General features: G+C 45.5%; 9 protein-coding genes. 6 read left to right on the forward strand and 3 right to left on the reverse strand.

What is annotated here, in order from left to right; genetic code table 11:
* The first annotated feature begins 119 nt into the window (after positions 1–119).
* From QE390_RS23620 to QE390_RS23630, 3 genes are all read left to right on the forward strand, one after another.
* Positions 120–1,460 carry an MATE family efflux transporter gene (locus QE390_RS23620; protein WP_307144176.1) on the forward strand — a complete coding sequence of 447 codons (1,341 nt, stop codon included), beginning with the start codon at positions 120–122 and terminating at the stop codon, positions 1,458–1,460.
* 122 nt (positions 1,461–1,582) lie between these two features.
* Positions 1,583–2,182: an RNA polymerase sigma-70 factor gene (locus QE390_RS23625; protein WP_307144177.1), complete on the forward strand. Its 600-nt coding sequence runs from the start codon at positions 1,583–1,585 to the stop codon at positions 2,180–2,182.
* A gap of 30 nt (positions 2,183–2,212) precedes the next feature.
* Positions 2,213–3,235 (forward strand): FecR domain-containing protein, encoded by a 1,023-nt coding sequence (locus tag QE390_RS23630; protein WP_307144178.1) that lies wholly within the window; start codon positions 2,213–2,215, stop codon positions 3,233–3,235.
* 167 nt (positions 3,236–3,402) lie between these two features.
* Here the strand turns inward: QE390_RS23630 and QE390_RS23635 are convergent, their stop codons facing one another.
* The gene (locus tag QE390_RS23635) at positions 3,403–3,936 is read right to left on the reverse strand and encodes a DUF4833 domain-containing protein (protein ID WP_106636016.1); all 534 of its coding nucleotides are present in this window, start codon (positions 3,934–3,936) and stop codon (positions 3,403–3,405) included.
* 214 nt (positions 3,937–4,150) lie between these two features.
* Between QE390_RS23635 and QE390_RS23640 the strand changes: the two genes are divergently transcribed.
* A complete protein-coding gene (locus tag QE390_RS23640; RefSeq protein WP_307144179.1) occupies positions 4,151–5,716 on the forward strand; it encodes a serine hydrolase in 1,566 nt (521 codons plus the stop codon).
* Between the two features lie 493 nt (positions 5,717–6,209).
* Here the strand turns inward: QE390_RS23640 and QE390_RS23645 are convergent, their stop codons facing one another.
* The gene (locus QE390_RS23645; RefSeq protein ID WP_307144180.1) at positions 6,210–6,629 is read right to left on the reverse strand and encodes an SRPBCC family protein; all 420 of its coding nucleotides are present in this window, start codon (positions 6,627–6,629) and stop codon (positions 6,210–6,212) included.
* 88 nt (positions 6,630–6,717) lie between these two features.
* Positions 6,718–6,927, reverse strand: coding sequence for a hypothetical protein (locus QE390_RS23650; RefSeq protein WP_106636019.1), 210 nt, complete (start codon positions 6,925–6,927; stop codon positions 6,718–6,720).
* A gap of 420 nt (positions 6,928–7,347) precedes the next feature.
* Between QE390_RS23650 and QE390_RS23655 the strand changes: the two genes are divergently transcribed.
* Positions 7,348–8,691 carry a peptide MFS transporter gene (locus tag QE390_RS23655; protein ID WP_307144181.1) on the forward strand — a complete coding sequence of 448 codons (1,344 nt, stop codon included), beginning with the start codon at positions 7,348–7,350 and terminating at the stop codon, positions 8,689–8,691.
* Between the two features lie 183 nt (positions 8,692–8,874).
* Complete coding sequence (locus QE390_RS23660) at positions 8,875–11,247, forward strand: hypothetical protein (protein WP_307144182.1); 2,373 nt, start codon at positions 8,875–8,877, stop codon at positions 11,245–11,247.
* Positions 11,248–11,258: the final 11 nt, after the last annotated feature.

The following is an 11,258-nucleotide window of genomic DNA, read 5'->3' on the forward strand; positions in this document are numbered from 1 at the left end:
TGGATGACAGATCTGGGTATAAACCACTTCTCCATCTCTTTCTTTTTCACTCTACTAGGGCTTCGCTGGAATCCTCCGTACCTTCGCGGCTCAATTGCGTTATTATCTTTCCACTAGTCATGAAAACGGAGGCATTTAAAACTTTACGATTAGCATTTCCCATTATTATCGGAGAATTGGCTCAGATGGTGCTGCACATCATTGATACCGCGATGGTCGGAGCCATTAGTTATAAACAATTAGCAGCCGCAGCTCTGGTTCTGAATACCGTCAACATTCCGTTTGTCATTGGTATTGGGATGACTATTTCTGTTTCGCAGATGGTGTCGCTGGCTCATGGTCGTCATGATAGTCAGCAGGTTTCACATTACCTCTACAATGGCTTCATTCTTTGTACCTTAACGGCTCTGCTCATTTCTCTGACGCTCTTCTTCGGGAACCATATTCTGTTTTATTTCAAACAGGACCCAGAGGTAGTAGCACTGGCGTTGCCCTTCATGAAACTCATGGGATTGTCTATTATTCCGATGTTGTTATTCATGACGCTCAAGCAATTCACCGATGGACTAGAGCTTACCCGCACGGCCATGTTTTTCTCGCTGTCGGCCCTGCCCATCAATGCCTTTCTAAACTGGTTACTCATCTATGGTAACTTAGGTTTTCCCCGACTTGAACTCATCGGAGCAGGCTGGGCGACGCTGATTACGCGGACTTTAATTTTCATCGCCATTACGCTTTATGTCATCTATCATCCTAATTTTCGGAAATACATGGCGGTTCGTAAATCACAGTGGTATCTGAGCGGAACTACCATGCGGGAATTGTTGCACATTGGCATTCCCAGCAGTTTACAGATTGGCATGGAAGCTGGAGCTTTTGCCGTTTCCGGAATTATTATCGGAACGATCAGTGCCATCGCTCAGGCCGCTCACCAGATTGCCCTGAGCTGTGCTTCCTTTACATTCATGGTATCCATGGGCTTAGCCCAGGCCGGGTCGATTCGGGTAAGTAACTCCCTGGGACGTTCCAACTGGCCACTCATTGCCACCATCGGTAAGAGTACGCTGGTAACAGCCCTAATCTATGGAACACTTTGTGCCGTTGGGTTCGTTCTGCTCCGCGATCAGTTGCCAACTTTCTTTAACAAGAACACAGAAGTATTACAGCTTGCTAGCTTATTATTACTTTTTGCCGCCGTTTTCCAGATTTCTGACAGTACGCAGGCCATCGGAGCCGGGTTATTGCGGGGCATTAAAGACGTGCAGGTGCCTACCGTTATCATTGCTATTGCCTATTGGGTGGTGGGCTTACCGTTGGGTTATTGGTTCGCTTTCCACGGCCACATGGGTGCTTCGGGGATGTGGCTGGGTTTCATTAGTGGACTTACTTTTGCTTCCGTCTTTCTGTTATTTCGCTTTTTAAAATTGTCGAAGAAGAATAATACGGTCGTAGCGGCCTGATGTATAATTAAGAAAGCGTGGGAGAGAAGTCTCTCCCACGCTTTCAATGCCTATATTAAAAAAATTCATCCTTCGGTAGGGGAAAGACCGTTTGAGATGTCATCCTAGCAGACCATCAAACCATGAATGACAAAAAAGGGGCGGAGACCTTGACAGATCAGCAATTTCTGGAGGCCATTCGAATGGGCAATGAACGCACGTTTGAGCTGTTATTTCGACAACACTATTCCCCTTTATGCCAATACGGATTTTCGTTTTTAAAAGACTGGGATGATGCCGAGGAGGTCGTGCAGGCCATGTTTCTGGCTTTCTGGGAAAAACGCGATTCACTAGTCATTACGACTTCGCTGAAATCCTACCTCTACCGGGCCGTTCATAATCGCTGTCTGAACCGAATTAAACATCTATCCGTTCAGGCAGAGTATCAGAGTTATGTGCAAGCCGACGGTTCCGATGTTTACCAAAGTCCGGTGCAGGAATTAATGGCCTCCGAACTGGATATTCAGTTACAGCGGGCCATCGAACGATTGCCCGAGCAGTGCCGACTGATTTTTATGATGAGTCGTTTTGAAGAATTAAAGTATCAAGAAATCGCCGATCAGTTGGGCTTATCCATTAAAACGGTTGAAAATCAGATCGGGAAAGCCCTGCGAATCTTGCGGACCGAATTAGCGGATTATTTACCCTTACTCCTTTTACTAGGCATTCATGTGTATGACTAACCATTACGATTTTTAACCACCCTTCCCAACATGGCTAATCAGGATAGTATAGATGATAGCCTACTCGGAAAATACCTGGCTGGCGAAACCAACGAGGCTGAAACTGAGCAGGTTCAGCAGTGGCTGTTAAGACACAACCCTACCAACGGGGAAAACCATCAGCGGGAATTTGACCGTCTACAGCAAATCTGGGAGTCGAGTGCCGTACTCAAAAGTCCCGCCGCCGCGGTGGATACGGAAGCAGCCTGGCATAGCGTCAAAAGCAAACTTGGCCTTCCTGCCGTTCAAACGCTCGACATAGCATCGGAAGCTAAAGTAATTCCGATTAAACGTAGAAATTTCTGGCCCGCCGCCGCTGCCATTCTGGTAGTTTTCGGATTATGCTGGTTTATGTTTAATCCATTCGGACAAGCTCCCCAGCAGGTAGCTACAGCAACTGAACAGGCTTTGGAGCAACACTTACCCGATGGCAGTACGGTGTTACTTAACCGGGGCAGTCAGTTGACGTATCCCCAACGTTTTGAAAAAGGTCAGCGGGTAGTTCAACTAAAAGGCGAAGGCTTTTTTGACATCACGCCCAATCCTTCGCAACCGTTTATTATTGAAGCGAATGGCACAACGGTGCGGGTGGTTGGGACTTCATTCAGTGTTCGGGCTTATAATTCCAACGTCAGAGTAGCCGTTCGAACGGGAAAAGTACTTTTTACAGCAATGAAGAAAGAAGTTTCTCTTGTTAAAAATCAGCAGGCTTCCTTTGACTCGGCTTCGCACACCATTGAAACCACAGCCCATCTGAATCCGAACGTTTTTGCCTATAAGACAGGCAAGCTAATTTTTGAAAAAACGCCTTTGTCGGAAGTGATTGAAACGCTTCGGGAAGTATACCAGGCAGATATTCAGTTAGCTAACGATCGGCTTAAGCACTGTCAGTTGAACGTCCCATTCGACACTAAAGACAGTCTGGACACAATTCTTAAAGTAATTGCGGATTCTTTCCAGTTACACATTCGTCAAAACGGAAATCAGATTATTCTGGACGGCACGGGTTGTTAATGTTAACATTTTCAGTAACCAAAGAAGCCGATGCTTGCAGCATCGGCTTCTTTGGTTATACCCCTATTTTATCCCTGTGGTCTTGTGCTCTACAGCGGTCGAAACTTCTAGTTATATACCCACAAAAGAGCCCTTACAATAATTCACATCCGATTTAATACTAAATTTTATTTGGGTAAGATGCGTTCATAAACAGATTTATTACCCTGAACCTCAACCCCAAACAGCTCTACATACTGAACTTTGGGAATCAGGAAAGAATTCGGATCGAGCTGCACGAAAATCTTTTGCAGGTAAGACTTCTTTCCATCAATCGTAGCCAGAGCAACTGCTTTTCCCTCATTCACTTCCACACGAAAAGCTCGGTCCTTAAAAGCATTGATCTTTACTGAATACGTATCCGCACTGGTTTTGGTATGTGTGTATCCATACGCCAATTTCCATTGAATTTTGGATAGGCTTTCGCGTTGGCCCTGTTCTTCATGACGAATCCAGTAAACATCAATCGGTTTCTCAGGATTAAGTTTTTGGTTTGCTCCAATGTTTGCGTCGTACATAACCGTGTTAGAGTTACGACTCAACTGAAGCGAAAACAACTGTTTGGATATGGCCAGAGGAGGCTTTCCGTCCGCCCGGGCTGTGAATGAATTGACCAGCGAAAAGGTTATCAATACAAGTGGAATCAGTGCAAACTTAACCATAAGCTTTCCTGTAATAACTGTTGATTATGAATGTTTAAAGAGCATAACATTTCGGTTTTTCTGTCACGATTCTTCTTCCTTTGTTTCCATAACCGAAGTACCTGACCCTATGACCACTGACTCTGCCTTATCCCCTATTAAAAGTAGATATTTTTTATTTTTATTCAATGAAGATATTTCTTAGATTTTTACAAAATTTTCAAAACTACCTCACATGCCTCTAAATCGTCGTGAATTTCTTAAGCAAGCGGGCTTTCTGACCGCTCAAGCCGGCCTTCTTTCGTCTTTACCGGTCTGGGCCGTTTCGCCCGGTTCTGCTTTTCCCCGAACAACTCCCGAAGCTCAGGGGGTTTCTTCGGAAGGCCTGCTAAACTTCATTCAAACCGTTGAAAATGAAAAACTCAACCTACACAGTTTGATGATTTTGAGGAAAGGTAAAGTAATCGCCGAAGGCTGGTGGAAACCCTATCAGGCCGATCTTAAACATACGTTATACTCGCTCAGTAAAAGCTTTACTTCTACGGCCATTGGTTTTGCGGTGAGCGAAAAACGACTTCGGGTGGAAGACAAAATTCTTTCCTTTTTTCCTGATAAAGCTCCCACCAGTGTTAGTGCTAACCTAGCCGCCATGCGGGTGAAAGATTTATTAACCATGTCAACGGGCCATGATAAGGATACAACTGGACCCATTTCACAAACCGATGATTGGGTAAAGGCCTTTTTTGAACAACCCGTTCAGCACCAGCCGGGGACCTTCTACTTCTATAACAGCGGAGCGACTTACATGCTCTCGGCCCTGATCGAAAAGTTAACGGGAGAAAAACTGCTGGATTACCTGACACCTCGGTTATTCAAACCCCTAGACATTACCGGAGCCGACTGGGAAATTGACCCTAGAGGGATTAATACCGGAGGTTGGGGATTGAGACTCCGCACCGAGGACATTGCCAAATTTGGACAACTGTACTTGCAGGAAGGCAAATGGCAGGGTAAACAACTAATACCGGCCGATTGGATTAAGGAAGCGACCCAGGCTCAGGTGGAATCCAAAGGAGGCAATCAGCCCAAAGAAAGTAACGACTGGTTACAGGGATACGGGTATCAATTCTGGCGATGCCGGCATAATGCCTATCGGGGCGACGGGGCTTTCGGCCAGTTTTGTATCGTCATTCCTGAAAAAGAAATGGTGGTGGTAACGACCAGTGAAAGTGGTAACATGCAAGGCATTCTGAATGCGGTTTGGAATCATATTCTTCCCGCCGTTGGGCAATCGGGATCGGCTGGAGTACAGCAGGAATTAAAGAAAAAACTTACTTCGCTGGCATTACCCCTTACGCCGGGTTCGCCCACTTCTCCATTAGCGGCTACCCTTAGCGGTAAGAAAATTTCAGTCGAGTCGAATGCTCAGGGCATCAGTCAGGTTCAGTTAAATTTTCATGGAAAAGATTTTACGTTAATGCTGAAAGACGGTACTCGTGAACATCGCATTGAAGGAGGGATTGGCTATTGGAAGTTAGGCTCTACCAGCCTGCCCCTAACTGCCCTGAAGTTAACCCGTTCTACCTTACCTAAAGAGTTACCAACCCGCTTGGCAACCAGTGGAGCCTGGAGTGATGAGCAAACGTTTTTGATTACCCTCCGCTACATCGAATCGGCTCATTATGATACATTGCGTGTCCACATCGAAGGCGATAAGGTCACCCTTAAATTCCGCCGCAGTCTTTCCATTATTGACAACATCGAAGATAAACGCCCGGTTCTGGAAGGAAGATTGGCTTAGGTTAGGATTACGAATCTGACTTGGACTGCTTTAAGATATAAAGCCGAAAAAGCACACCCCTAATAATACAGTTGCCGTTAGTGTAGTGATGTTTAAATGCTTATTGAATTCCGCTGCCAGCGGAAAAGCTGGTCGGGTCAAACTGGCGGCAATAATTGTTAGGACAACAGCTACCCCAGTAATGCCGCTGCCAGGCTTTGCTGGCAGCATGAGCTCCTACTAAACTCAAAACCCGACATCGAACCTATTTTAATTATCCCCAAGCAATGCTGCCAGCAGAAAGGCTGGCAGCGGCTACATTAGCTAGAAAGCTATAGCTGGAAGATCTTCAATAGCAGAGTTATCTAGTGCCGCTACCAGCCCTTTTGCTGGCAGCCTGAGCCACTAGTAAACCCAAAAAACTAACATCAAACCTATTTTGATTATCCCAAAAACAAAGCTGCCAGCTTTTCAGCTGGCAGCAATAGGGCAAATCGATACTCTTCAAAATAACTCAGTTATGCTCAGCGTATTTCTTGAAATTATCCAGAATACGCTGCCAGCCTTCCTGCTGCATGGCGACTGGATTCGTAGTCTCTGCGTCGAACGTTTCTACCACTAGCGTCTGATCGCCTTTGGCTGAGAAAGTAATGGTCACCGTACGCTCATCTCCAAGCACATAGGCAATCAGCGACTGAGGAATTACCTCGGTATACGTTCCACTAAAGTCAAAACCAAAGCTGCCGTCTTTTGCTTGCATGCGGGATGAAAACGTACCGCCCGTACGCAAATCGTTCGTTGCCTGCGTTGTATGCCAGTCTTCAGAAGCCGTGTTCCATTGCATCATATGTTCGGGTTCGCTCCATAGTTTCCATACTTTTTCAACGGGTGCGTTAATGAGCGTTTCGGTGGTTATCTTCTCAAAAGTTGCCATAGGTTTGTGTCGTTTGATACGACAAACCTAACCTTGTCGAAGATGCTGAAAGTGCCAAAGTTGAGGCGATTTGTGACAATCACCCCTATTAGCTTTTTTTCGCAGTAGCCACAATAACGATTCCGCCCAGCACCAGCAATCCACCGATATAAGGCGGCCAGTTAACAGATTCTTTTTTATCGGCTGAGATTTCGATTGGTCCTACATCAACCACTTTTTCTTTTTTGGTGTACGAAAATCCGGTCCAGATGACCATAATGGCTCCGATTACGATAAGCCCAATTCCTAATCCTTTCATAGTGTTGAAGTTTTAGAATTGTACTCAAAAATCGAATGCCAGCTTAGTTGAAACATGATTCGCTATCTCTTTTCAGTAACCTCCCTCTAGTCGTACTTCTACGATATACCCCTGCATTCGTTGAAAAAAACATTAGCAATGACTGCATAAACTACCTTCCATTTTTCACTAGACAGAAAAAGGAAAGCAGAAAATTTTCACATAAATCGTGAGTTTTATAAGTACACGGTCTACATCGATTGTTTTAAAACAGACCAGAACGCCTCCTGACTATATAGCACATTCCCCGCTTTCAAAACTTAAAAACTCATTATATTCGGCAGCTTAATAAGCGATTTTCGGGAATCCCCATGTACATTCAAGATTTGTTACCCCGCCCCTAATCCTAATTTTTCCATTTTCCCCTCATCTCATTAACGAATGACGCCTCCTTCACAAGCCCAGTGGTTCGGCCATCCGAAAGGTCTTTTTGTCCTTTTTATGACCGAACTTTGGGAACGATTCAGTTACTACGGCATGCGTGCCATTCTGGTTCTATACCTCACCGCTTCAGTTACCGGTGCGAACCCCGGACTCGGCTGGACCAATGTTGAAGCACTTACTTTCTATGGCTGGTACGGCTTTAGCGTCTACATGGCCAGTTTGCCCGGCGGCTACCTCGCCGATCGCTTTTTAGGGCAGAAAAAAACCGTTTTAATTGGAGCGTTACTGCTGGCATTAGGGCATTTAACATTAGCCTTTCAGAACATGCAGGCCTTTTACGGCGGTATTTTCCTGATTGTACTCGGTGTAGGCTTGCTGAAACCTAATATTTCGACGATGGTAGGTGGGTTATACGCTCAACATGATATACGTCGGGATAAGGGATTTACAATTTTTTACATCGGCATTAACCTGGGGGCGGCATTTGCTCCGATTCTGGTGGGCTGGGTGGCCTACCAATACGGCTGGCACTACGGCTTTGCTCTGGCGGGCATTGGTATGTTGTTAAGCCTGATTCTCTACGCTCAGGGTCAAAAGCATCTGGTGGGTGTGGGTGATTTTCTCGGGAAAAGTACCCAAGCAGAAGATCGGGCCAAACTTCGTCAGCCACTGACTCAAGTCGAAAAAGACCGCATCTGGGTGTTGTTACTTTCTTTCCTGATTGTGGTTACGTTCTGGGGAGCTTACGAACAGGCCGGAGGATTAATGAACCTTTATGCCGAGCAAAAAACCAATCGTCACTTATTGGGCATGGAAATTCCGGCTTCCTGGTTTCAGTCCTTAACGGGCTTTTTTGTTATTTCACTCGGTACATTGATTGCTAATTTCTGGACTCGCCGGGCTTTGAAAGGCAAAGAAAGTTCGTCATTAGCGAAAATGGCCATTGGTACCATGATTATGGGTTCCGGCTTTTTCTTCATGACCGCCGCCGCTCTGCAGTACGAGCAAATGGGTCAGGCTGCCATGTACTGGCTCATTCTGGCTTATTTATTTCACGTAATAGGCGAGCTTTCTTCGTCTCCCGTAGCGTTATCTTTCATCACCAAACTGGCTCCGGCTCAATATGCTTCGATCATCATGGGAGCCTACTGGGCGGCAACCGGACTCGGCGAGAAGCTGGCGGGTATGATTGGAGCGTATTCTGAACACTGGGGCGAGCTTCAGACCTTCACGGGCATTGCCATTTTCTGTATACTTTTTGGCGGATTAATTCTCTTGTTACTCAAACCACTCAAACGCCTCACACACGGGGCCGACGATGATACCTTAATAGAGTCCTGACTCAGAAAACCTCCCAAATTCGCCGATTTGGGAGGTTTTTACTTTACAGCGGCATTATTTTGAAACTAAGGCTATTCGTTTATCATATAAAAAGCGTATTTCATACAATATTTTCAACTTAATGAACCCAAAGTCCACGGTTTCAATTATTATTCCAATTGCCATGAATTAATAGTCCTGCTAATGGATACCCATTTGAATCTCCCCGAAATTCCCGCTCATCCGATGGACCTTCGGTTATCTTTCAAGCCTTTTATTAAGTACTTAACGCAACGAAAGGCTACTATTCCCGCCGGCGACGTGCAGTCGCAAGTGGTTGATTATTTACTGGAACAACTAAATCCACTTATCCCCGCCGACTCTATTGAGGAAACCTATACGCCCGATCAGCTTGAAGCCATTGCCCAGTTACTGAAGTTAAGCGTGTTACCCATCGTGGGTACGGAGCGGGAAATTCCCTATGCCTTTGGACTCCCCATCCCACTGGAGCTTTTTCACGCTTCGGATACCTTCATCCAATACATTACCCCTGCTTTGGAAATGGGGAATGAAGAACATAAAAATCCCACGGATAAGCTTCGCTACTTTTATCAGCTGATTCTGGAAAACTGTTATACTATTCGGTTTATAAAGGAGTTAACTCCATCCATATCCTTTCAGAAAACGGAACGTGGCATTACGAAATATTACCGACTAAAGGTAAATGTCAATTTCGTAGAGCCACAGTATTATCAATCTGAATTACCCCCGCTGCAAAATGAGTGGGTGGAGTTTGCGAAAGGGTACCGCTCTTTCGAGCAAATGACTTCTACCCTACCTCTTCATTTGTTTACACTCTCTGGTTTTTGTGTGTTTCTGGTGGAAGACATTACGGAAGAAAGTTCCTTACAGCAGTTGAAAGAGGTTTTTATCCATTTACAAACGGATTCCGAAGAACTTATTTATAACCGTTTCGAGAAAGCCTTACGTGACTTGTGCGGTCTTCCTGACATTCATATCGGGTTGATGCCTTTCTTTAAGGTAAACGATACGTACGTTTTTCATCCGCAGTTTAGTAACCGAAGCGTTTTCTTCACGCAAATTCGAACGTGCGAACAGCACGGTGATTTACTTCAACAGCCTGACATTCAGAAAACCATTGCTCAGCGATTAAAGCAGCACGATCATCCACACCTGTTTTGCGATTTAAATCAATTTGCTGAACCAGAGTTACGATTACTGCATAACAACGGATTAAAAAGTTTCATGCTTTATCCCATTAAAGCAGGCGATGAATTGATTGGAGTTATTGAAATGGCTTCCGAAAACGCCGACTCACTGGGAGAAGAAGTCCTCTTTAAAGTTGAGAAAGTAGTGCCACTAGTGCGGGAGTTACTGTTGTTTCAGATTAATGAATTCAACAAAAACGTGGATCGGTTAATCCGACAGCGGTTTACGTCCCTGCAACCTGCGGTGGAGTGGAAATTCAATGAAGTAGCCTGGCAATACCTGAAAGCGGGGAACCGCAAGCCTACTCAGCCAGAACTTGCCCGCGTCCGTTTTCCGCAGGTATATCCACTTTACGGAGCCGTTGACATTCGAAACTCTTCCAGTGAACGTCACCGGGCCGTTCGGCACGATTTGAGCCAGCAATTATCCGGCGTTGAGCAATTGCTGGAAAAAGTAAGAGAGCGGGAGTATCGCCACGAGGCTTTGCTGGAATGGAATAAGCATTATCAGAATGTACTGCTACTAGACCTTAGTCCTGATGATGAAGAGAGTATTACTTTGTTTTTGATTCAGCAGGTAAGCCCCTATTTACGGCATTTGCAGCAATCTCAGAAAGAACTTCAGGAGCCAATTGAATCTTACTTCAGGCAAACCGATCCGCAGAGCGGGATTTTTCACCGAGCTCAGCGAGATTACGAACAAAGTCTGGACTGGATCAACTCGACCGTTAACAGTTACATCGAACAGGAAGAACAAAAACTTCAGTCGGTCTATCCGCATTACTTCGAAAAGTACCGGACGGACGGCATGGAATATAATATCTATGTCGGTCAGTCCATTGCTCCAAAAACCCCTTTTGTAGCGGATGATCTGCGTCGGCTTCGTTTGTGGCAATTAACGTCCATGATCGAAATGGCTCAGTTAACCCATCGCTTACTACCGCATCTGCCCCTTCCTTTGCAAACCACGCAGTTGATCCTGGCCCATGCTCAACCCGTTGCCATTAGTTTCCGCGAAGACGAGCATCGTTTTGATGTAGAAGGTTCGTACAGCATTCGTTACGAAGTTATTAAAAAACGGATCGATAAAGCCGTGGTTTTGGGCAGTGGAGAACGCCTGACGCAGCCCGACCAGATTGCTCTGGTGTACATGAATCAGCAGGAAATTTCGGATTTTTTACCGCTGATTCATCAGTTACAGGAGAAAAATCAGATTGCGGCTGAAATTGAATACCTTGAACTTGAACCCGTTCAGGGACTAGTAGGCCTGAAAGCCATTCGACTTCGAATCCAGTATACAAACTCGGCCCCGGTGCAGGATTTACAACTGGAACAGGTCAGACTATAACATCAGATAAT

It is taken from the genome of Siphonobacter sp. SORGH_AS_1065, assembly GCF_030818595.1.
In the GTDB taxonomy this organism is placed as follows: Bacteria; Bacteroidota; Bacteroidia; order Cytophagales; family Spirosomataceae; genus Siphonobacter.

Excerpts from the sequence above, each read along its gene's own strand:
- QE390_RS23645 (WP_307144180.1), bottom strand. The coding sequence starts at position 6,629 with ATGGCAACTTTTGAGAAGATAACCACCGAAACGCTCATTAACGCACCC.
- QE390_RS23640 (WP_307144179.1), top strand. The coding sequence starts at position 4,151 with ATGCCTCTAAATCGTCGTGAATTTCTTAAGCAAGCGGGCTTTCTGACC.
- QE390_RS23660 (WP_307144182.1), top strand. The coding sequence starts at position 8,875 with ATGGATACCCATTTGAATCTCCCCGAAATTCCCGCTCATCCGATGGAC.
- QE390_RS23635 (WP_106636016.1), bottom strand. The coding sequence starts at position 3,936 with ATGGTTAAGTTTGCACTGATTCCACTTGTATTGATAACCTTTTCGCTG.
- QE390_RS23650 (WP_106636019.1), bottom strand. The coding sequence starts at position 6,927 with ATGAAAGGATTAGGAATTGGGCTTATCGTAATCGGAGCCATTATGGTC.
- QE390_RS23655 (WP_307144181.1), top strand. The coding sequence starts at position 7,348 with ATGACGCCTCCTTCACAAGCCCAGTGGTTCGGCCATCCGAAAGGTCTT.
- QE390_RS23625 (WP_307144177.1), top strand. The coding sequence starts at position 1,583 with ATGAATGACAAAAAAGGGGCGGAGACCTTGACAGATCAGCAATTTCTG.
- QE390_RS23630 (WP_307144178.1), top strand. The coding sequence starts at position 2,213 with ATGGCTAATCAGGATAGTATAGATGATAGCCTACTCGGAAAATACCTG.
- QE390_RS23620 (WP_307144176.1), top strand. The coding sequence starts at position 120 with ATGAAAACGGAGGCATTTAAAACTTTACGATTAGCATTTCCCATTATT.